The following is a 22,547-nucleotide window of genomic DNA, read 5'->3' as shown; positions in this document are numbered from 1 at the left end:
AGAGAAGCTGCGCTTCGCCATCCGTGAAGGCGGCCGCACCGTCGGTGCCGGCATCGTCGTCACCATCAAAGAGTAATCGATACCGGCATCCGCCGGATCGACAGGGAAGGGCGGTCTTCGGGCCGCCCTTTTTGCTTATTTGCGTACACCCGGCTTGCCATTTTTAGGTACAGCCGGCGCCTTCGTCGTCGCATATCCCTGTTGCAAGCCTTCAAAGCTGAACTAGTATAGGTCGCATTGCGGGGGGCTTGCCGAATGGTTCCATGGCACCGTCTGAATGGTCAGGCATGGTGGATGCTTGGGCTGATCTGCCTGGCGTCGTTCCTAATCATGGAACATGCTGCCTTCGCGGCGAACACCAAAGAATCCGGGCCGGATCTTGGTCCGGCGATGCGGTTTGTCGTCGTCCGCAGCAGCGCGCCCGATTGCGAACCGACCTGCCCGGAATGGATATCGGCTGAAGGCTCAATAGAAGTTGGCACGCCGGCCCTGTTGAAACGCACGCTCAAGGGGCTTGGTGGCCGAAAACTGCCGATCGTAGTCAGTTCTCCGGGCGGCAATGTCGATGCAGCCCTTCAGATCGGCCGCATGATCCGCAAGAATAAGCTCGATATCGCAATCGGTGCGACGATGTTTTACGGCTGCGAGCCACAGATGAACAATTGCCAAGCCAATGACGGCAAGGGCGCGACCTATTTCGGCTTCACCTATGCCAGTGGCGCCATCTGCAATTCCGCTTGTCCGCTGATGTTTGCCGGCGGCATCAGGCGCGTTGCCGGACAATGGGCCTATCTCGGCGTCCATCAGATTACCACGACCCACATCCAGACGAAATTGCAGTACCGGACGACCTATCACGTGGTCGGAGGCAAGAAGAAGGTCCTCAGCAAGAAGATCGTCGGCCGCAAGAACGCCGGCAGCTACAAAACCTACGAGATGAGCAAGTCGGTGGAGAAAGGACTGGCAGCCTATTTGAAGGAGATGGGCGTCGATCATGGCGTGCTGGACGTAATGAAAGCAACGCCGGCCAGCGATATAAGGCAGATCAAGTCGGGAGATATGCTGGCGATGAAGCTCGTCACCAGCCTCGACTCCGTCGACATCCTGACGGAGGCGGCCATATGCCGGCGGAGCCCGGCGCCGCCGAACTGCAGGGAGGTCCCTGCGAATGCCAAGCCGGCCAAGCCAGCAGCGATCGAGGCGAAGGCCGGATCCTCTCAACCGGCTCAAGTCCCACTTTCTCAGCCGGCCAAGGATGCACCTACTCAGCCGGTCGAGGCAGCGCCAGGGAACGAGGCGCCGGACAAGGGCTCCATACTCGTTCGCGGCAGCAATCCGATGTGCGAGCCCCACTGCCCGGAATGGATGGGGGCTCTGCCGCTCGGGGCAGTGCCAGGGAACGGGGCACCCGAGATGAGCTTCGTCGTGGTTCGTGGCAGCAATTCGTCCTGCAATCCCGACTGTCCGGAATGGATATCGGCCCAAGGCGTAATCACGAGCCAGACCCCGCAGAAGCTGCGCCATTTCCTCGCCACGCTTGGCAACCGGCGGCTGCCCATAGTGGTTAGCTCGCGAGGTGGCGACTTATTTGGCGCCTTGGCGGCCGGGAGGATTATCCACGAGAGGAGGCTCGACGTCGCCGTTGCTCGCACCGTTTTCGTTGGCTGCGACCCGGGAGAGTGGAGTTGCCTGGCCAAAGACGGTGCATATGCCGGAGTGGCCAGCGATGCGAAAGGCGACTGCGATTCGGCCTGCGCGCTGATGCTGGCGGGCGGCGTCAGGCGGCTTGTCGGTTCATGGGCGCTGCTCAGCCTGGGCCTGATGGGACAAAACCAGCTGATCAAGGCTTACCTTGACGAGATGGCAATCAACCCTGATCTGTTCATGGCGCTTCAGCGCATTCCGGTCGAGCACCAACTCGAACCTGACACGATGCTGAAGCTTGGCCTGACGACGGGTCCTCAATCCGTGGACGAACTGACCGGCGCCACCATTTGCAAGTCGCTGCCGAAGCCCGACAATTGCAGCGTCACGCCGTCAACCAACGCCGAAGCCGCGGCGCCCCCGAGGCTCTAGCTTCGCGTCGGCCAATAATCGGCGTCGGCGTTGCCGGCCGATATCCGATGCGAAGGGCGGTCCTCGGGCTGCCCTTTTTGCTTATTCGCGTACACCCGGCTTGCCTTTTTAGGTATGCCGGCGCCTGCGGCGTCGTCGCAAAACGCTGTTGCAAGCCGGCAAAGCTGAACTACTATAGGTCGCATTGCGGGGGGCTTCCCGAATGGTTTCGTGGCACCGTCTGAATGGCCAGGCATGGTGGATGCTTGGGGTGATCTGCCTAGCGTCGTTCCTGGTCATGGGACACGCTGCCTTCGCGGCGAACACCAAAAAATCCGCGCCGGATCTTGGTCCGACGATGCGGTTTGTCGTCGTCCGCAGCAGCGCGCCTGGTTGCGAACCGACCTGCCCGGAATGGATATCGGCCGAAGGCTCGATAGAGGCCGGCACGTCGGCCCTGTTCAAGCGCACGCTCAAGGGGCTTGGTGGCCGAAAACTGCCCGTTGTCGTGGATTCTCCCGGCGGCAACGTCGAAGCGGCGCTGGCGCTTGGCCGGCTGCTCCGCAAGAACAAGCTCGATATCGCGGTCGGCAAAACCCGGTTCACCGGTTGCCAGCCCGATGCCAAGGACTGCAAGGAGAACGACGGCAAGGGCGCTCGCTATTTCGGCAATGCCTATGCCAGCGGCGCCATCTGCAATTCCGCCTGTCCGCTGATGTTTGCCGGCGGCATCAAGCGCGTCGTCGGGCAATGGGCCTTTCTCGGCGTACATCAGATCACCACGACCTACATCCGCACGAAATTGCAGTACCGGACCACCTATCGCGTGGTCGGAGGCAAGAAGAAGATCCTCAGCAAGAAGATCGTCGGCCGCAAGAACGCCGGCAGCTACAAGACCTACGAGATGAGCAAGTCGGTGGAGAAAAGACTGGCTGCCTATCTGAACGAAATGGGCGTCGGCCAGGCCGTGCTCGAGACGATGAAGAACACGCCGGCCAGCAGCATCCAGCAGTTGGCGCCCTACGACATGCTGCAGGCGAAGCTGGTGACCAGCCTGGATGCCGTCGACCTGCTGACCGCGCCAACCCTATGCAACACCGATCCGGTGGCCGCGAACTGCAGGGAAATACCGGCGCCGGCCGGCGACGTGGTGGCGTACGCCAAGCCCGCTCCCGCCGCGCCGGTCGAACCTGAAACCGGGCAGCCGGCCGATGTAGGCGATATGCGCTTCGTCCTGGTTCGTGGCAGAAGTTTTCTCTGCGATCCCAATTGTCCCGAATGGATCTCGGCGGAAGGCATGATCAGCGCTCAAGCGCCGGAACGGCTGCGCCAACTGCTGGACACGATCGGTGACCGGCGACTTCCCGTGGTGATCAACTCGCCGGGAGGCGACGTGCTCGGCGCCCTGGCCGCCGGCAGGTTGATCCGAGAACGCAGGCTCGACGTGGCGGTTGCGCGGACGGAGTTCGTTGGATGCGAGCCGGACCAGGCGGATTGCACCGCCAAGGATGGCGTCCATGTCGGGCTGACGATCGATGCGAGCGGCGCGTGTGGCGCGGCCTGCCCGATCATGCTTGCCGGCGGTGTCAGGCGCCTTGTCGGTCCTCGCGCGCAGTTGACCGTGCATTCGATGGGGCTGGAGCAGCGGGTCAAAACCTATCTTAGGGAAATGGCGGTAGGACCCGGTCTGCTGGCGGCGATGCGGTCGGTGCCGGCCTCGCGCCATCGGCAGCTCGAACCCGAGATAATGCTGAAAGTCGGGCTGACGACCGGGCTTGGTTCGGCCGATGAATTTACCGGTCCGACCATCTGCAAGTCGCAGCCAGTGCCGGAGAATTGCCGCGTCGTGTCGACGTCCGAGGTTCAGGCCGAGGCGGCCGTCAAGCTGTAAGGCGCAGTCACGCCCCAGCCCAGCGCGATAGGGCGAAGCGGGTAGTCCTTCCTGAATGCGCCACAATCCGCCGCGACGTTCGACCGATTCGGCAATGAACAAGGTTTGACGATGCTGATCGCTCATCTTCCGGCTGGCTACATACTCGGTACTTTCGTGGGAAATCGTTGGCCCGGCAGATCGGGGATCATGGCGGCGGCAATGCTCGGCAGCGTCGTCCCGGACCTCGACATGGTCTATTTCCATTTTGTCGATGGCGGACGAACCCATCACCACGCCTACGTCACGCACTGGCCGCTCTTCTGGGCAGCGGTTGGCCTTGTGGCAGTGTCGGTCGCGAAATGGCGGGATCCGCGATATCTGGCCCCGGTCGGCGCCTTCTTTGCCGCCGCAATCATACACATGATCCTGGACTCAGTGGCGTCGCCTATCATGTGGCTAATGCCGTTCGACCGGCGTGCGCTCGAACTCGTCACGATCCCGGCGATCTATCGCAATTGGGTCATGAGCTTCATGTTGCATTGGACTTTTGCCCTCGAACTTCTGATATGCGCCTGGGCGCTGGCCCTCGGATTTCGACGATTGCAGCCCGGCGCGGCCACGCCTGAAAACTCGACTTGAGTTCTTGTCCGCTTTATGAAATAGCAGCGCGCGATACGGGCATAGCTCAGTTGGTAGAGCGGCGGTCTCCAAAACCGCAGGTCGTAGGTTCGAGCCCTGCTGCCCGTGCCATTTTTCGAAATGGCCAATTCATAAAAAAATTTCTGGTCTTCCGCGCATCGACCTTTTGAAAATCGCGCGGTGGCTTGCCATATAGGCTGTCTTGAGGCATAAGAGCGCCATAGCCGGAACGGGACGACTGGATGGTTCCGAGGCGGCGTTTGGCATAAAGCGGACACTTGCCACTTGCGTGGATCAAGAATCGGTTTTATGTAGACGAAACAGACACGCGACGCGTGGAGCTGGGAAGCCGGCTTTACGCGTCCGATTTGCATGGGCGAAATGATTGCGCTGATTCGGCGCGGACACAGGCTCAGGCGGCACATCCCGGCCAGCGGGATCATCCAGGAGATCCGGTCAACGGGTCTTGCAGACAGAGCGGCACATGGCTTCGAAAACCACAAATCCATTCGTCTTTCTCCAGCAGGTTCGCGCGGAGACCGCCAAGGTGACTTGGCCGTCGCGTCGCGAAACGATGATCTCGACGGTGATGGTTCTGGCGTTCGCTGTGATCGCGATGATCTTTTTCTTTACTGCCGATCAGCTCATGGGCCTCGCGGTCGAGCAGATTCTGGGCATTGGACGCTGAGTCCGGCGATTACGGAGAAGCCTTGAAATGACTGCGCGGTGGTACATCGTCCACGCCTATTCGAACTTTGAAAAAAAGGTCGCTGAGGACATCGAGAACAAGGCCAAGCAGAAAGGCCTGTCCGCTGACATCGAGCAGATCGTGGTGCCTACCGAGAAGGTCGTCGAGATACGCCGCGGCCGCAAGGTCGATGCCGAGCGCAAGTTCTTCCCGGGCTACGTGCTGCTGAAGGCCAACCTGACCGACGCAGTGTTCTCGCTCGTGAAGAACACGCCGAAGGTCACCGGCTTCCTGGGTGATTCGAAGCCGGTGCCGATCACCGAGGCCGAGGCCCAGCGCATCCTGAACCAGGTGCAGGAAGGCGTCGAGCGGCCGAAGCCGTCGGTCACTTTCGAGATCGGCGAGGCGATCCGCGTCTCGGACGGTCCGTTCGCCTCGTTCAACGGTTTCGTCCAGGAAGTGGACGAGGAGCGGGCGCGGCTCAAGGTGGAAGTTTCGATCTTCGGGCGCGCCGTGCCGGTCGATCTCGAATTCGGACAGGTCGAAAAGGGCTGATCCGAAATCCTTGTCGCCAATTCGGCGGTGAGGGAGGCGGCGTGGAAATCGCCGCCAAAACGGGTGGGAGGCGAATGCGGCTTTAGCCCGCTGCAGGAACCACACCACCAGACTGCAACCGCCGATGTTGCCCAGATTTGGGGCCGGCATGAGATAAAGGCAGGAAGAGATGGCTAAGAAAATTGCAGGCCAGCTCAAGCTCCAGGTTTCCGCGGGCTCGGCGACGCCGTCGCCCCCGATCGGACCGGCGCTTGGTCAGCGCGGCATCAACATCATGGAGTTCTGCAAGGCGTTCAACGCGCAGACCCAGGAAATGGAAAAGGGATCGCCGGTTCCGGTCGTGATCACCTACTACCAGGACAAGTCGTTCACCTTCGTCATGAAGACGCCGCCGGTGAGCTACTTCCTGAAGAAGGCCGCAAACCTGAAGTCGGGCTCGAAGGAGCCGGGCAAGGTCAAGGCCGGCACGATCGGCCGCGACAAGGTGCGCGCCATCGCCGAGCAGAAGATGAAGGATCTGAACGCGACCGATATCGAGGGGGCCATGCGCATGGTCGAGGGCTCCGCCCGCTCGATGGGTCTGGAAGTGGTGGGCTGAGATCATGGCAAAGATTGCAAAGCGTGTATCGAAGACCCGCGAAGGCATCGATCCCAACAAGGCCTATGCCTTGGGTGATGCGCTGAAGCTGCTCAAGGACCGGTCCTCGGTGAAGTTCGACGAGACCGTTGAAATCGCGATGAACCTGGGTGTCGACCCGCGCCATGCCGACCAGATGGTCCGTGGCGTGGTCAACCTGCCGAACGGCACCGGCCGTACCGTCCGCGTCGCGGTTTTCGCGCGTGGCGACAAGGCCGAGGAAGCCAAGGCGGCCGGCGCCGATATCGTTGGCGCCGAGGATCTGGTCGACATCGTCCAGAAGGGCACGATCGACTTCGATCGCTGCATCGCCACGCCGGACATGATGCCGCTGGTCGGCCGTCTGGGCAAGGTGCTCGGCCCGCGTGGCATGATGCCGAACCCGAAGGTCGGCACTGTCACCACCGACGTTACCGCCGCCGTCAAGGCGTCGAAGGGTGGCGCGGTCGAGTTCCGCGTCGAGAAGGCCGGCATCGTTCATGGCGGCGTCGGCAAGATCTCGTTCGACGTCAAGGCGCTGGAAGAGAATGTTCGCGCCTTCGCTGACGCCGTGACCAAGGCGAAGCCGGCTGGCGCCAAGGGCAACTACGTCAAGAAGGTGTCGGTCACCTCGACGATGGGCCCTGGTCTCAAGCTCGACGTCTCGACGCTGGCAGCGTCCTGATACGAACCATTTGGATCTGCCGCTAAAGGGCTGATCCGCAACAGAATTCCGGGCCTCCGATTTATCTTGGCGGCCCGGTACCGGAAGTCGGAAGGCTTCCGGACATCCTGTCCGAGATTGCGGGCGGCCCCAGGCCTTGGTTCAAGGGGGGCCTTAATTCATGTGGGCCTGCATGAGACGGGTGAAGACCGGACAACGGAGCGACTGCTCCAATGAAAGGTTCGAACCGTGTTTGCCTTTTGTCTGCGCACCATTCGGCTTGCCGGCTGGTGTGGCGAAAGGGGGCAGGATCCTCGAGCGTCGTTCGGGAGATCCGTTACTGGATGGCCCGGCCGGCAAAAGGCAACCCGACGCCTGTCCTCGTAATGGGAATGTTCCCGTTAACAGGATTGGGGTCAACTGGAGATAGGCAGTGGACAGAGCGGAAAAACGCGAACTCGTCACGGGCCTGAATGAAGCGTTTTCGGGCGCTGGTTCAGTCGTCGTGGCCCACTACGCCGGTATTACCGTCGCGCAAATGAACGACCTTCGGTCGAAAATGCGTGTCGCCGGTGGCACCGTCAAAGTCGCGAAGAACCGTCTCGCCAAAATCGCTCTTCAGGGCACGGACTCCGCATCGATCATCGACCTGTTCAAGGGACAGACGCTGATCGCCTATTCGGAGGATCCGATTGCGGCGCCGAAGGTCGCGTCCGATTTCGCCAAGGGAAATGACAAGCTCGTCATTCTCGGCGGCGCAATGGGCACCACCTCGCTCAACGCCGACGGTGTGAAGGCACTCGCCACACTTCCGTCGCTCGATGAGCTGCGCGCCAGGCTGGTTGGCATGATCGCCACGCCGGCAACCCGGATCGCCCAGATCGTCAATGCGCCTGCGGCTTCGGTCGCGCGTGTCATCGGCGCTTACGCCCGGAAGGACGAGGCGGCATGAGGCCGTTCCTCGCTATCACAAACACACGTTCGAACCTTATGAAGGAATATTGCAATGGCTGATCTGGCAAAGATCGTAGACGACCTTTCGAAGCTGACCGTCCTCGAGGCGGCCGAGCTGTCGAAGCTTCTGGAAGAAAAGTGGGGCGTTTCCGCTGCTGCTCCGGTGGCGGTTGCTGCCGCCGGCGGTGCTGCGGCTGCTGCTGCTCCGGTCGAGGAAAAGACGGAATTCGACGTCGTCCTCACCGAGGCGGGCGCTCAGAAGATCAACGTCATCAAGGAAGTTCGCGCCATCACCGGTCTTGGCCTCAAGGAAGCCAAGGACTTGGTCGAGGCGGCTCCGAAGCCGGTCAAGGAAGCTGTTTCCAAGGCCGACGCGGACAAGTTCAAGGCCCAGCTGGAAGCAGCCGGCGCCAAGGTCGAACTGAAGTAAGCGTTTGATATCGGCGGGCGGCTTCGCGCCGTCCGCCGCTCCCTTGGCGCGAAGGGAGGCTGCGTAACGCGAAGAGTACGAAAACCTCTTTCCTGAGGGCCGTAAGCCGGCCTTCAGGAAACGGGTTTTCTCCCGTTTTGGCCGGCCACCGACAGGTGGCGGGTGAACAAATAAAGGCCGCCGCCGAAGGTGGCCGAGAATGCAAGGCGAGCCGCGGCGAGGCTCGCCCCGAGAATCGAGCTAAGGAGCGACGATGGCCCAGACACAAACTTTCAATGGCCGCAGACGCGTACGCAAATTCTTCGGAAAGATTCCGGAAGTTGCGGAGATGCCGAACCTGATCGAGGTTCAGAAGGCATCCTATGACCAGTTCCTGATGGTCGAGGAGCCCAAGGGCGGGCGTCCTGACGAGGGACTGCAGGCGGTTTTCAAATCGGTGTTCCCGATTTCCGACTTTTCCGGCTCCTCGATGCTGGAATTCGTGAAGTACGAGTTCGAAGCACCGAAATTCGACGTTGACGAATGCCGTCAGCGCGACCTGACCTATGCCGCGCCACTCAAGGTGACGCTGCGCCTCATCGTGTTCGATATCGACGAGGATACCGGCGCCAAGTCGATCAAGGACATCAAGGAGCAGGACGTCTATATGGGCGACATGCCGCTCATGACCTTGAACGGCACCTTCATCGTCAATGGCACCGAGCGCGTCATCGTCTCGCAGATGCACCGTTCGCCGGGCGTCTTCTTCGACCATGACAAAGGCAAGTCGCACTCGTCGGGCAAGCTGCTGTTTGCCGCGCGCGTCATCCCCTATCGCGGATCGTGGCTCGACATCGAGTTCGACTCGAAGGACGTCGTGCACGCCCGCATCGACCGCCGCCGCAAGATTCCGGTGACGTCGCTGCTGATGGCGCTCGGCATGGACGCCGAGGAGATCCTGTCGACCTTCTACAACAAGATCACCTACAAGCGCGCCGGCGACCACTGGCGCATCCCGTTCAACGTCGAGCGTTTCCGCGGCCTCAAGGCTGTCGGCGACCTGATCGATGCAGACACCAACGAGGTCGTCGTCGAGGCCGGCAAGAAGATCACCGCACGCCAGGCCCGTCAGCTCGGCGAAAAGGGTCTCAAGGCGATCAAGGCGACCGACGAGGATCTGCTCGGCAACTACCTTGCCGAGGACATCGTCAACTATGCGACCGGCGAGATTTTCCTCGAGGCCGGCGACGAGATCGACGAAAAGACGCTAAAAGTGCTTCTCGCCGCCGGCGACGACGAGATCAAGGTTCTCGACATCGACCACGTCAATGTCGGCGCCTATATCCGCAACACGCTCAACGTCGACAAGAACGAGAGCCGCCAGGACGCGCTGTTCGACATCTACCGTGTCATGCGCCCCGGCGAGCCGCCGACGCTGGAAACCGCCGAAGCCATGTTCAACTCGCTGTTCTTCGACAGCGAGCGCTATGACCTGTCGGCCGTCGGCCGCGTCAAGATGAACATGCGCCTCGAGCTCAAGGCCGAGGACACCGTGCGCGTGCTGCGCAAGGACGACATTCTGGCCGTGGTCAAGACGCTGGTCGAACTGCGTGATGGCAAGGGCGAGATCGACGACATCGACAATCTCGGCAATCGCCGCGTGCGCTCGGTCGGCGAGCTGATGGAGAACCAGTACCGCGTCGGCCTCTTGCGCATGGAGCGCGCGATCAAGGAACGCATGTCCTCGATCGAGATCGATACGGTGATGCCGCAGGACCTGATCAACGCCAAGCCAGCGGCTGCCGCCGTGCGCGAGTTCTTCGGTTCCTCGCAGCTGTCGCAGTTCATGGACCAGACCAACCCGCTGTCGGAGATCACCCACAAGCGCCGTCTCTCGGCGCTTGGACCCGGTGGTCTGACCCGCGAGCGCGCCGGCTTCGAGGTGCGCGACGTGCATCCGACGCATTACGGCCGCATCTGCCCGATCGAGACGCCGGAAGGCCCGAACATCGGTCTGATCAACTCGCTGGCCACATTTGCGCGCGTCAACAAGTATGGCTTCATCGAGAGCCCCTACCGCAAGATCGTCAACGGCAAGCTGACCAATGAGGTCGTCTATCTCTCCGCGATGGAAGAGGCCAAGCACCACGTCGCCCAGGCCAATGCCGAGCTCGACAAGAATGGTGGTTTCGTCGACGAATTCGTCATTTGCCGCAATGCCGGCGAAGTGATGATGGCGCCGCGCGAAAACGTCGATCTGATGGACGTGTCGCCGAAGCAGATGGTGTCGGTGGCCGCGGCCCTGATCCCGTTCCTCGAGAACGACGACGCCAACCGCGCGCTGATGGGCTCGAACATGCAGCGTCAGGCCGTGCCGCTGGTGCGAGCCGAAGCGCCGTTCGTCGGCACCGGCATGGAGCCGATCGTCGCCCGTGACTCCGGCGCCGCCATCGGCGCCCGCCGCGGCGGCATCGTCGACCAGGTCGACGCGACGCGTATCGTCATCCGCGCCACGGAAGATCTCGATCCCGGCAAGTCGGGCGTCGACATCTACCGGCTGATGAAGTTCCAGCGTTCGAACCAGAACACCTGCATCAACCAGCGTCCGCTGGTGCGCATGGGCGACCTGGTCAACAAGGGCGACATCATCGCCGACGGTCCGTCGACCGAGCTTGGCGATCTGGCGCTCGGCCGCAATGTGCTGGTCGCGTTCATGCCGTGGAACGGTTACAACTACGAGGACTCGATCCTCTTGTCCGAGCGCATCGTCGCCGACGACGTCTTCACCTCGATCCACATCGAGGAATTCGAGGTCATGGCGCGCGATACCAAGCTCGGGCCGGAGGAAATCACCCGCGACATTCCCAATGTCTCGGAAGAAGCGCTGAAGAACCTCGACGAGGCCGGCATCGTCTATATCGGTGCCGAAGTGCAGCCGGGCGACATCCTGGTCGGCAAGATCACGCCGAAGGGCGAAAGCCCAATGACGCCGGAAGAAAAGCTTCTGCGCGCCATTTTTGGCGAAAAGGCATCGGACGTGCGTGACACCTCCATGCGCATGCCGCCCGGGACCTTCGGCACCGTCGTCGAAGTGCGCGTCTTCAACCGCCACGGTGTGGAGAAGGACGAGCGCGCCATGGCGATCGAACGCGAGGAGATCGAACGCCTCGCCAAGGACCGCGACGACGAGCAGGCGATCCTCGACCGCAACGTCTATTCGCGCCTGTCCGACGTTCTCGTCGGCAAGGATGCGATTGCCGGGCCGAAGGGTTTCAAGAAGGGCTCGAAGCTGTCGAAGGATACGCTCGACGAGTATCCGCGTTCGCAGTGGTGGCAGTTTGCGGTGGAGAACGAAAAGCTCCAGAGCGAACTGGAAGCCCTGCGGGGCCAGTACGACGATTCCAAGAAGGCGCTCGAACAGCGCTTCATGGACAAGGTCGAGAAGGTGCAGCGCGGCGACGAGATGCCTCCCGGCGTCATGAAGATGGTCAAGGTCTTCGTGGCCGTGAAGCGCAAGATGCAGCCCGGCGACAAGATGGCCGGCCGGCACGGCAACAAGGGTGTCGTGTCGCGGATCGTTCCGGTCGAGGACATGCCGTTCCTCGAGGACGGCACGCATGCCGATATCGTGCTCAACCCGCTGGGTGTGCCGAGCCGCATGAATGTCGGCCAGATCCTGGAGACGCATCTGGGCTGGGCTTGCGCCGGAATGGGCAGGAAGATCGGCGAGCTGATCGACGCCTACAAGACAGGCGGCGACATCAAGCCGCTGCGCAAGACGCTCGAGAGCTTCATGCCGGCCAACGACCGCAACGAGCCGGTCCGCGACTATGACGACGAGAGCGTCGTTCGCCTCAGCGAGCAGATGCGCCGCGGCGTCTCTATCGCGACACCGGTGTTCGACGGCGCGCACGAGGCCGACATCAACATCATGCTGGAGCAGGCGGGCCTGCACACCAGCGGTCAGTCGCAGCTCTATGACGGACGCACCGGCGAGCCGTTCGATCGCAAAGTGACGATGGGCTACATATATATGCTCAAGCTTCACCATCTTGTGGACGACAAGATCCACGCGCGTTCGATCGGGCCGTACTCGCTCGTTACCCAGCAGCCGCTGGGCGGCAAGGCGCAGTTCGGTGGCCAGCGCTTCGGCGAGATGGAGGTCTGGGCGCTCGAAGCGTACGGCGCCGCCTACACGCTGCAGGAGATGCTGACGGTGAAGTCGGACGACGTCGCCGGCCGCACCAAGGTCTACGAGGCGATCGTCAGAGGCGACGACACCTTCGAGGCCGGCATCCCCGAGAGCTTCAACGTTCTCGTCAAGGAAATGCGGTCTCTGGGCCTCAATGTCGAGCTGGAGAACACCAAGCTCGACGACAACCCGATCCGGCTGCCCGACGCGGCCGAATAAGCAAGACGCTCGGTCGCGGAAACCCGCGACCGAGCGCACCAAATTTTCGGCCGATGGCCGATCAAGTCGGCGGGCGTTTGGCCCGCGCTAGATGCAAGGGGTTTTCGATGACCCCGAAAAGGAGAACGGCATGAACCAAGAGGTCATGAATCTCTTCAATCCCCAGGCGCCTGCACAGGTGTTCGATTCCATCCGGATTTCGCTCGCCAGCCCTGAGAAGATTCTGTCCTGGTCGTTTGGCGAGATCAAGAAGCCGGAGACCATCAACTACCGCACCTTCAAGCCGGAGCGCGACGGCCTGTTCTGCGCGCGCATTTTCGGTCCGATCAAGGACTACGAATGCCTGTGCGGCAAGTACAAGCGCATGAAGTACAAGGGCGTCATCTGCGAGAAGTGCGGCGTCGAAGTCACGCTGTCGCGCGTCCGTCGCGAGCGCATGGGCCATATCGAGCTGGCCGCGCCGGTCGCCCATATCTGGTTCCTGAAGTCGCTGCCGTCGCGTATCGGCACGCTGCTCGACATGACGCTGAAGGACATCGAGCGCGTTCTCTACTTCGAGAACTACATCGTCACCGAGCCCGGCCTGACCGCGCTGAAGGAGCACCAGCTCCTCAGCGAGGAAGAGTACATGATGGCCGTCGACGAATATGGCGAGGATTCGTTCACCGCCATGATCGGCGCCGAGGCCATCCACGACCTTCTGGCCGGCATGGACCTGGAGAAGATCGCCGGCGACCTGCGTTCGGAGCTGGCTTCGACCACGTCCGAGCTCAAGCAGAAGAAGTATCTGAAGCGGCTCAAGGTCGTCGAGAACTTCATGGAGTCCGGCAACCGTCCGGAATGGATGATCATGAAGGTGGTCCCGGTGATCCCGCCGGACCTGCGCCCGCTGGTTCCCCTGGATGGCGGCCGCTTCGCCACGTCCGATCTCAACGATCTCTATCGCCGCGTCATCAACCGCAACAACCGCCTGAAGCGGCTGATCGAGCTGCGCGCGCCCGGCATTATCGTGCGCAATGAAAAGCGCATGCTGCAGGAAGCCGTCGACGCGCTGTTCGACAACGGCCGTCGCGGCCGCGTCATCACCGGCGCCAACAAGCGTCCGCTGAAGTCGCTGTCCGACATGCTGAAGGGCAAGCAGGGCCGGTTCCGCCAGAACCTGCTCGGCAAGCGCGTTGACTATTCCGGCCGCTCGGTCATCGTGACCGGTCCGGAGCTCAAGCTGCACCAGTGCGGCCTGCCGAAGAAGATGGCTCTCGAACTGTTCAAGCCCTTCATCTATGCCCGTCTCGACGCCAAGGGTTACTCCTCGACCGTCAAGCAGGCGAAGAAGCTGGTCGAGAAGGAGCGTCCGGAGGTCTGGGATATCCTCGACGAGGTCATTCGCGAGCATCCGGTGCTGTTGAACCGTGCGCCGACGCTGCACCGCCTCGGCATCCAGGCGTTCGAGCCGATCCTGATCGAAGGCAAGGCGATCCAGCTTCACCCGCTGGTCTGCACGGCCTTCAACGCCGACTTCGACGGCGACCAGATGGCGGTTCACGTGCCGCTGTCGCTGGAAGCACAGCTTGAAGCCCGCGTGCTGATGATGTCGACCAACAACATCCTGCACCCGGCTTCCGGCGCGCCGATCATCGTGCCGTCGCAGGACATGGTTCTGGGTCTCTACTACCTCTCGATCGTCAACCAGAACGAGCCGGGCGAGGGCATGGTGTTTGCCGACATGGGCGAACTCCAGCACGCGCTCGAGACCAAGGCGGTGACGCTGCACTCCAAGATCAAGGGCCGCTTCCGCTCGGTCGATGCGGACGGCAAGGTCGTGTCGAAGATCTACGACACCACGCCCGGCCGCATGATCATCGGCGAGCTTCTGCCGAAGAACGTCAATGTGCCGTACGAGACCGCCAACCAGGAGATGACCAAGAAGAACATCTCCAAGATGATCGACACCGTCTACCGCCATTGCGGTCAGAAGGAGACGGTCATTTTCTGCGATCGCATCATGGCCCTCGGCTTCAGCCACGCCTGCCGCGCCGGCATTTCGTTCGGCAAGGACGACATGCTGATCCCGGATGCCAAGATCAAGCTGGTTTCCGACACCGAGGCCTTGGCCAAGGAATACGAGCAGCAGTACAATGACGGCCTGATCACCCAGGGCGAGAAGTACAACAAGGTCGTCGACGCCTGGGCCAAGTGCTCGGAAAAGGTCGCCGACGAGATGATGGCCCGCATCAAGGCGGTCGAGTTCGAGGACAATGGCCGTCAAAAGCCGATGAACTCGATCTACATGATGTCGCACTCCGGTGCGCGCGGCTCGCCCACCCAGATGCGCCAGCTTGCCGGTATGCGCGGCCTGATGGCCAAGCCGAGCGGCGAGATCATCGAAACGCCGATCATCTCGAACTTCAAGGAAGGCCTGACCGTGCTCGAGTACTTCAACTCGACCCACGGCGCCCGCAAGGGTCTGGCCGACACCGCCTTGAAGACGGCGAACTCGGGTTACCTCACCCGTCGTCTGGTCGACGTGGCGCAGGACTGCATCGTCAACTCCGTCGACTGCGGCACCGACAAGGGCCTCACCATGCAGCCGATCGTCGATGCCGGCCAGGTCGTCGCTTCCGTCGGCCAGCGGGTTCTCGGCCGCACGGCGCTCGACGACATCACGCATCCGGTCACCGGTGAGGTTCTGGTCAAGGCCGGAACCCTGATGGACGAACGCGACGTCGAGCAGATCGAAAAGGCCGGCGTCCAGTCGGTCCGCATCCGCTCGGCGCTGACTTGCGACGTCAGGGTCGGTGTCTGCGCGGTCTGCTACGGACGCGATCTGGCCCGCGGCACCCCGGTCAACCAGGGCGAGGCTGTCGGCGTCATCGCGGCGCAGTCGATCGGCGAGCCGGGCACCCAGCTCACCATGCGTACCTTCCACATGGGCGGCACGGCGCAGGTGGTGGACTCGTCGTTCCTTGAAGCCTCGTATGAGGGCAAGGTCGAGATCCGCAACCGCAACGTGGTGCGCAACTCCGACGGCCAGCAGATGGTCATGGGCCGCAACATGGCGGTGCTGATCCTCGACGAGGCCGGCAAGGAGCGCGCCACGCACCGCCTTACCTATGGTTCGCGCATCTTCGTGGACGATGGCGACAAGGTGAAGCGCGGCCAGCGCATCGCCGAGTGGGATCCCTATACCCGCCCGGTTCTCACCGAAATCGAGGGCAAGGTGGCGTTCGAGGATCTGGTCGACGGCATTTCCGTCCAGGAAACGGCCGACGAATCGACCGGCATCACCAAGCGCGAGGTCATCGACTGGCGTTCGACGCCGCGCGGCAACGACCTCAAGCCGGCGATCGTCGTCCAGGACGCCAAGGGCAAGGTCGGCAAACTGTCGAAGGGCGGCGACGCTCGCTTCCTGCTCTCGGTCGAGGCCATTCTTTCGGTCGAGCCGGGTGCACAGGTTCGCCCCGGCGACGTGCTGGCGCGTATCCCGATGGAAAGCGCCAAGACCAAGGACATCACCGGCGGTCTGCCGCGTGTTGCCGAATTGTTCGAGGCACGCCGTCCGAAGGATCACGCCATCATCGCCGAGATCGATGGCACGATCCGCTTCGGCCGCGACTACAAGAACAAGCGCCGCATCATCATCGAGCCGCATGACTCGACGCTTGAGCCGGTCGAATACCTGATCCCGAAGGGCAAGCCGTTCCATCTCCAGGACGGCGACGTCATCGAGAAGGGCGACTACATCCTCGACGGCAATCCGGCGCCGCACGACATCCTGGCGATCAAGGGCGTGGAGGCGCTTGCGTCCTACCTCGTCAACGAGATCCAGGAGGTCTACCGTCTGCAGGGCGTGTCGATCAACGACAAGCACATCGAGGTGATCGTTCGCCAGATGCTGCAGAAGGTCGAGATCACCGCGCAGGGCGACTCGACCTACATTCCGGGCGACCACGTCGACGTGATCGAGCTGGAAGAGGTCAACGAGCGCCTGGTCGAGGACGGCAAGAAGCCGGCCGAAGGCCAGCCGGTGCTGTTGGGCATCACCAAGGCCTCGCTGCAGACGCCGTCCTTCATCTCGGCCGCCTCCTTCCAGGAGACGACCCGGGTGCTGACCGAAGCGGCGGTTGCCGGCAAGACCGACATGCTGCAGGGGCTGAAGGAAAACGTCATCGTCGGCCGTCTGATCCCGGCCGGCACCGGCGGCACGATGAGCCAGATCCGGCGCATCGCCACCTCGCGCGACGAGCTGATCATCGACGAGCGCCGCAAGGCGTCGGGCGTCGAGGTCGCCGATCCGATGCTGACCGACATGGCTTCCGCCGCGCAGTAAGCGCGGCGGGTACAGATCTCAGGCAACGAAGCCGTCGGGGCAACCCGGCGGCTTTTTTATATGGTGAAGTTGGGGGATTCTTGCGAAGAGGACCCCCACCCTAACCCTCCCCACAAGGGGGAGGGAACGCTGCCGCGCGCCTTTATTTCTCCCCTTTGGCGCCGAAGGCAGGCAAGTTGCCAAGGTCAGCGCCAGCGGAAGTCTCCCTCCCCCTTGTGGGGAGGGGTTAGGGGTGGGGGTACATCGTAGAGCGAAAGCCTCGGCTTGCGACAGCCCTGCCTTGAGGGATCCCAAGGGGGAGATTGTATGGCGCTTCCGCTTTCGCCAACTACCAACGCTGGGCAGGCGGGTCGTTCATAGCCGCATTGTACGCGTCAATCGAAAAACGCTTCCACCACATTGCGCTTGCCGAGCATAAAAGCGTCGGCGACATGCTGCAGCGGGGCGAGATCGACGTCGGAAACGCCGGCGCGCACGATCTCGGCGAAGCGCTTGTAGAGCATCGGATATTCGGCTTCCGGCTCGTCGTGAACGACGCGGCCGTCGACCGCGAATTTTGCGCCGCCGCCCGAGAGCACCATCGCGCCCTTGTCGGTCTCGGCCAGGATGTCCCAGCTTTGCGGGCCGGTCTGGCGCCAGTCGAGTTCCATCGCCACCGGCAAGCCGTTCGAAGTGCGGAAGGCGATGTGCGCGGCGATCGGGGCTGCACGGTTCTCGGGAAAATCGAGGATTGCCGAGGTGATGAACATCGCCGGCAGTATGTGGGTCGCGATCGACAGCGCGTTGATGCCGGGATCGAACACGCCGAAGCCGCCTGGAGCCCAGATCCAGTCCTGGTTCGGGTGCCAGCGGCGCACGTCCTCCTTCCAGTTGATGGCGGCCGACCTGATCTGGGTCGAGCCTAAAAATGCGCGCGCCGCTTCCACCGCCGGCGCATAGCGCGAATGCCAGCTGGCGAACAGCGAGACGCCGTTTGCCGCGGCCAGTGCTTTCAGGTCTTCGACCTCGCTGACCGTGGCGCCGGGTGGCTTTTCCAGAAAAACATGTTTTTTTGCTTCGAGTGCCGTCCGCGCGGCGTCGTAGCGGAACTGCGGCGGCATGCAGAGCGATACGGCCTCGAGCTCCGGCACGGCGTCGAGCATCGCCTCGATATCAGGAAAATTCGCGATGCCGTCGACCTTGCCGTGCCGGCTGGCGGCGGCGGTGAGCAGGTAGTCGCGGTCCTTGGCCAAGGCCGGCAGGTGCTGGTCGCGAACGATCTTTCCCACGCCGACGATGCCGAGCTTGATGGGACCGCTATTCAGGGACATGGGAACTCCGCAGGTTGATATTGCGCTTGGTTCTTAGCAGAGAACCGATGCCGGGCAAGCAGTGCCAGACCGCGACGGCCCCAAACCGCGACGGCCAGGGACATGGCTGGTCACAGCGGCACGTCGAAGGTGACGATCGACACTTCGCCTTCGAGCGCGCCCTGATAGGCCGACAAATGCGGCTCTTCATCGGGCACGCCGTCGAGGTCGCCGATCTGGTCGAGCTCCGCCTCGGCGTAGCCTTCGGCCGCGAGTGATTCGAGCGCCCGGCGCACCGCCGAATCGTCGTCGGGCGCGACCAGCATGAGGTGGACGCCTTCCGGCTTGCCGCCCTTTCTTTTCCACGCCCGGCCGGTGATGATGGTGACCGGGCGCTCATCATTGTCGTTCACGGGCCGATTCCTCCGGGCGAGGGGATTTGCGCTGTTCATGTCGCTTTTTCGCATGAAGCGTGGCTATGCAACAGCCGACGGCCGGTCACTTTCTTCCTTGCTCTTGCAAAATGGCGAAAGAAAATTACATGCGCTTTTCGCATGGCTGCCAAGCCTCGGTTTCAGCGTAATATTTGGTGCTCCGGGGTTGACGGGCAACAGGCTTGCGAGTAGAAGCCGCCCAGTCAGAACCGATGTGAGGCTCTCCCTTCCGAAGCGACACGCTTTGGAGTTTGCCTCAAACAGGGTTCGTTTTACGAGCGAAAAGACATTTCCGGCGTGCATGAAGCGGTTTCCGCTTCCTCTGCCATTTGTTCGGGCAAGACCGCGAGGCGCGGTTTGTGGCCCGACTTTGCGTATGGAAATGACGCTTTGAGCGGCCCTGACCGGGCGAGACACGGAATTGAGAGACAAGAGGGTTTAATGCCTACCGTCAACCAGCTGATCCGCAAGCCGCGCATTGCGCCGGTGAAGCGCAACAAGGTCCCGGCCATGCAGCAGAACCCGCAGAAGCGGGGCGTCTGCACGCGCGTCTACACAACGACGCCGAAGAAGCCGAACTCGGCGCTGCGCAAGGTGGCCAAGATCCGCCTGACCAATGGTTTTGAAGTGATCGGCTACATCCCCGGCGAAGGCCACAACCTTCAGGAGCACTCGGTGGTGATGATCCGCGGCGGCCGCGTCAAGGATCTTCCGGGCGTCCGCTACCATATCATCCGCGGCGTGCTCGACACGCAGGGTGTGAAGAACCGCAAGCAGCGCCGTTCGAAATACGGCGCCAAGCGTCCGAAGTGACCGAAGCGTAGCCAAGGTCATCCCGGACGGCGCCAGGCGACGATCCGGGATCCAGGCCACCACGCAGAATTGAGGCAGAGAAAAAATGTCCCGTCGTCACAGTGCAGAAAAGCGTGAGATCAACCCGGACCCGAAGTTCGGCGATCTGATCGTCACCAAATTCATGAACGCCGTCATGTATGACGGCAAGAAGTCGGTTGCCGAGACCATCGTCTACGGTGCGCTCGACCAGGTCCAGTCCAAGACCAAGCAGGAGCCGGTCACCGTCTTCCATCAGGCGCTCGACAATGTCGCGCCGCATGTGGAAGTGCGTTCGCGCCGCGTCGGCGGCGCCACCTACCAGGTTCCGGTCGACGTGCGCCCCGAGCGCCGTCAGGCGCTGGCCATCCGCTGGCTGATCGCCGCCGCCCGCAACCGCAACGAGACCACGATGGTCGACCGCCTCTCCGGCGAGCTGATGGACGCGGCCAACAACCGCGGCACCGCCGTCAAGAAGCGTGAAGACACCCACAAGATGGCAGAAGCCAACCGCGCCTTCGCGCACTACCGCTGGTAAAGCGCGAACGAGACTGAAGAGGCACCTCCCATGGCCCGCGAATATAAAATCGAAGACTACCGCAATTTCGGTATCATGGCGCATATCGACGCCGGCAAGACAACGACCACCGAGCGCGTCCTCTACTACACGGGCAAGTCGCACAAGATCGGCGAAGTCCATGACGGCGCTGCCACCATGGACTGGATGGAGCAGGAGCAGGAACGCGGCATCACCATCACGTCCGCCGCGACCACGACCTTCTGGAAGGCTCGTGACGGCAAGATGCACCGCTTCAACATCATCGACACTCCCGGCCACGTCGATTTCACCATCGAGGTCGAGCGTTCGCTGCGCGTGCTCGACGGCGCCATCGCGCTGCTCGATGCCAATGCCGGTGTCGAGCCGCAGACGGAGACCGTCTGGCGCCAGGCCGACAAGTACCGCGTGCCGCGCATGATCTTCTGCAACAAGATGGACAAGATCGGCGCGGATTTCTATCGCTCGGTCGAAATGATCGGCTCGCGCCTCGGTGCGCAGGCTGTCGTCATGCAGCTGCCGATCGGCGCCGAGACCGAGTTCAAGGGTGTCGTCGATCTCGTCGAGATGAACGCGCTGGTCTGGCGCGACGAGACGCTGGGCGCCGCCTGGGACGTCGTCGAGATCCCGGACGACCTTAGGGCACGTGCCGAAGAATATCGCGAGAAGATGATCGAGGCCGCCGTCGAAATGGACGAGACGGCGCTCGAGAATTACCTCGAAGGCAAGATGCCCAGCAATGACGAGATCCGCGCCCTGATCCGCAAGGGCACCATCGCGGTGAAGTTCTACCCGATGTTCTGCGGCTCGGCCTTCAAGAACAAGGGCGTGCAGCCGCTGCTCGACGCAGTCGTCGAATATTTGCCGTCGCCGGCCGACGTTCCGGCCATCAAGGGCGTCGACGCCAAGACCGACGCCGAGATCGAGCGTCACGCCGACGACAGCGAGCCGCTGTCGATGCTCGCCTTCAAGATCATGAACGACCCGTTCGTCGGCTCGCTCACCTTTGCCCGCATCTATTCGGGCAAGCTCACCAAGGGCATCTCGGTCGACAATACGGTGAAGGGCAAGAAGGAGCGCATCGGCCGCATGCTGCAGATGCATGCGAATTCGCGCGCTGACGTCGAAGAGGCTTTCGCCGGCGACATCGTCGCTTTGGCCGGCCTCAAGGACACGACGACTGGCGACACTCTCTGCGATCCGCTGCATCCGGTCATCCTCGAGCGCATGGAATTCCCCGATCCGGTCATCCAGATCGCCATTGAGCCGAAGACCAAGAACGACCAGGAAAAGATGGGCCTTGCGCTGCATCGCCTGGCCGCCGAGGACCCGTCCTTCCGCGTCAAGACCGACGAGGAAAGCGGCCAGACGATCATCTCCGGCATGGGCGAACTCCACCTCGACATCATCGTCGACCGCATGCGTCGCGAGTTCAAGGTCGAGGCCAATGTCGGCGCGCCGCAGGTGGCCTATCGCGAGACGATCACCCGCAGGCACGAGCAGGACTACACCCACAAGAAGCAGACCGGCGGCACCGGCCAGTTCGCCCGTGTCAAGATCCTGTTCGAACCGAATCCGGAAAGCAGCGAATTCCTGTTCGAATCCAAGATCGTCGGCGGCGCCGTGCCGAAGGAATACATCCCCGGTGTCGAAAAGGGCATCAACAGCGTCATGACCTCCGGCCCGTTCGCCGGCTTCCCGATGATCGGCGTCAAGGCGACTCTGATCGACGGCGCCTACCATGATGTCGACTCCTCGGTGCTCGCCTTCGAAATCGCCGGCCGTGCCTGCTTCCGTGAAGCGGCGCCCAAGCTTGGCGTGCAGCTGCTCGAGCCGATCATGAAGGTCGAAGTGGTGACGCCGGAAGATTATGTCGGCAGCGTCATCGGTGATCTGAACGGCCGTCGCGGCCAGATTCAGGGCCAGGAATCGCGCGGCGTGGCGGTGGTTGTCAACGCCATGGTGCCGCTCGCCAACATGTTCAAATACGTCGACAATTTGCGCTCGATGAGCCAGGGCCGCGCGGCCTACACGATGCAGTTCGATCACTACGAGCCGGTCCCCACCGCGGTCGCTCAGGAAGTCCAGAAGAAATACGCGTAACCCCAACGGGTTGCAGCGCTAACTTAATTCAAAGCCCGCACGGGCGAGCAGGAATGGAGAGATCACATGGCAAAAGGTAAATTCGAGCGTACAAAGCCTCATGTGAACATCGGCACGATTGGCCATGTCGATCATGGCAAGAC

Annotated in this window: 17 protein-coding genes, 1 tRNA gene and 1 pseudogene; 17 read left to right on the top strand and 2 right to left on the bottom strand. The window is 62.2% G+C overall.

Features of this window, described 5'->3' with window-relative positions; genetic code table 11:
* The 13 genes from AC0L2B_RS00785 to rpoC all read left to right on the top strand — a co-directional run.
* Positions 1–76, top strand: a 76-nt coding sequence (locus AC0L2B_RS00785; RefSeq protein WP_454589835.1) for an EF-Tu C-terminal domain-related protein, incomplete at its 5' end; no start/stop codon positions are given.
* Between the two features lie 179 nt (positions 77–255).
* A complete protein-coding gene (locus tag AC0L2B_RS00780; protein WP_473743716.1) occupies positions 256–2,076 on the top strand; it encodes a COG3904 family protein in 1,821 nt (606 codons plus the stop codon).
* 202 nt (positions 2,077–2,278) lie between these two features.
* Positions 2,279–3,946 (top strand): COG3904 family protein, encoded by a 1,668-nt coding sequence (locus tag AC0L2B_RS00775; protein ID WP_473743715.1) that lies wholly within the window; start codon positions 2,279–2,281, stop codon positions 3,944–3,946.
* Positions 3,947–4,057: 111 nt separating this feature from the next.
* The gene (locus AC0L2B_RS00770; RefSeq protein ID WP_473743717.1) at positions 4,058–4,567 is read left to right on the top strand and encodes a metal-dependent hydrolase; all 510 of its coding nucleotides are present in this window, start codon (positions 4,058–4,060) and stop codon (positions 4,565–4,567) included.
* Between the two features lie 35 nt (positions 4,568–4,602).
* A tRNA-Trp gene (locus tag AC0L2B_RS00765) sits at positions 4,603–4,678 on the top strand.
* 373 nt (positions 4,679–5,051) lie between these two features.
* Positions 5,052–5,255: a preprotein translocase subunit SecE gene (secE, locus tag AC0L2B_RS00760; protein WP_013531408.1), complete on the top strand. Its 204-nt coding sequence runs from the start codon at positions 5,052–5,054 to the stop codon at positions 5,253–5,255.
* 27 nt (positions 5,256–5,282) lie between these two features.
* On the top strand, positions 5,283–5,810 hold the full coding sequence (nusG, locus tag AC0L2B_RS00755; RefSeq protein ID WP_006333333.1) for a transcription termination/antitermination protein NusG: 528 nt from the start codon (positions 5,283–5,285) through the stop codon (positions 5,808–5,810).
* A gap of 169 nt (positions 5,811–5,979) precedes the next feature.
* Positions 5,980–6,408, top strand: a complete 429-nt coding sequence (rplK, locus tag AC0L2B_RS00750; protein ID WP_023798121.1) for a 50S ribosomal protein L11 — start codon at positions 5,980–5,982, stop codon at positions 6,406–6,408.
* A gap of 4 nt (positions 6,409–6,412) precedes the next feature.
* A complete protein-coding gene (gene rplA / locus AC0L2B_RS00745) occupies positions 6,413–7,111 on the top strand; it encodes a 50S ribosomal protein L1 (RefSeq protein ID WP_027155818.1) in 699 nt (232 codons plus the stop codon).
* Positions 7,112–7,523: 412 nt separating this feature from the next.
* Complete coding sequence (gene rplJ, locus AC0L2B_RS00740) at positions 7,524–8,042, top strand: 50S ribosomal protein L10 (protein WP_023798119.1); 519 nt, start codon at positions 7,524–7,526, stop codon at positions 8,040–8,042.
* Positions 8,043–8,096: 54 nt separating this feature from the next.
* On the top strand, positions 8,097–8,474 hold the full coding sequence (rplL, locus tag AC0L2B_RS00735) for a 50S ribosomal protein L7/L12 (protein WP_023680442.1): 378 nt from the start codon (positions 8,097–8,099) through the stop codon (positions 8,472–8,474).
* A 253-nt stretch (positions 8,475–8,727) separates the two neighbouring features.
* A complete protein-coding gene (gene rpoB, locus AC0L2B_RS00730; protein ID WP_023798118.1) occupies positions 8,728–12,864 on the top strand; it encodes a DNA-directed RNA polymerase subunit beta in 4,137 nt (1,378 codons plus the stop codon).
* A 130-nt stretch (positions 12,865–12,994) separates the two neighbouring features.
* The gene (gene rpoC / locus AC0L2B_RS00725; protein WP_091591775.1) at positions 12,995–17,191 is read left to right on the top strand and encodes a DNA-directed RNA polymerase subunit beta'; all 4,197 of its coding nucleotides are present in this window, start codon (positions 12,995–12,997) and stop codon (positions 17,189–17,191) included.
* Positions 17,192–17,565: 374 nt separating this feature from the next.
* Here the strand turns inward: rpoC and AC0L2B_RS00720 are convergent, their stop codons facing one another.
* Positions 17,566–18,501 (bottom strand): Gfo/Idh/MocA family protein, encoded by a 936-nt coding sequence (locus AC0L2B_RS00720; RefSeq protein ID WP_473743713.1) that lies wholly within the window; start codon positions 18,499–18,501, stop codon positions 17,566–17,568.
* 110 nt (positions 18,502–18,611) lie between these two features.
* A complete protein-coding gene (locus AC0L2B_RS00715; RefSeq protein WP_023798115.1) occupies positions 18,612–18,893 on the bottom strand; it encodes a hypothetical protein in 282 nt (93 codons plus the stop codon).
* Positions 18,894–19,355: 462 nt separating this feature from the next.
* Between AC0L2B_RS00715 and rpsL the strand changes: the two genes are divergently transcribed.
* The 4 genes and pseudogenes from rpsL to AC0L2B_RS00695 all read left to right on the top strand — a co-directional run.
* Positions 19,356–19,727: a 30S ribosomal protein S12 gene (gene rpsL / locus AC0L2B_RS00710; protein WP_006333356.1), complete on the top strand. Its 372-nt coding sequence runs from the start codon at positions 19,356–19,358 to the stop codon at positions 19,725–19,727.
* Between the two features lie 85 nt (positions 19,728–19,812).
* On the top strand, positions 19,813–20,283 hold the full coding sequence (gene rpsG / locus AC0L2B_RS00705) for a 30S ribosomal protein S7 (protein WP_008875664.1): 471 nt from the start codon (positions 19,813–19,815) through the stop codon (positions 20,281–20,283).
* A 30-nt stretch (positions 20,284–20,313) separates the two neighbouring features.
* Positions 20,314–22,404, top strand: coding sequence for an elongation factor G (fusA, locus tag AC0L2B_RS00700; protein ID WP_128186830.1), 2,091 nt, complete (start codon positions 20,314–20,316; stop codon positions 22,402–22,404).
* Between the two features lie 66 nt (positions 22,405–22,470).
* Positions 22,471–22,547 (top strand): annotated as a pseudogene (locus AC0L2B_RS00695) (GTP-binding protein); the annotation flags it as partial.

This window comes from Mesorhizobium sp. WSM4815 (assembly GCF_055811575.1).
This window is presented reverse-complemented; position numbering and strand designations above follow the sequence as displayed.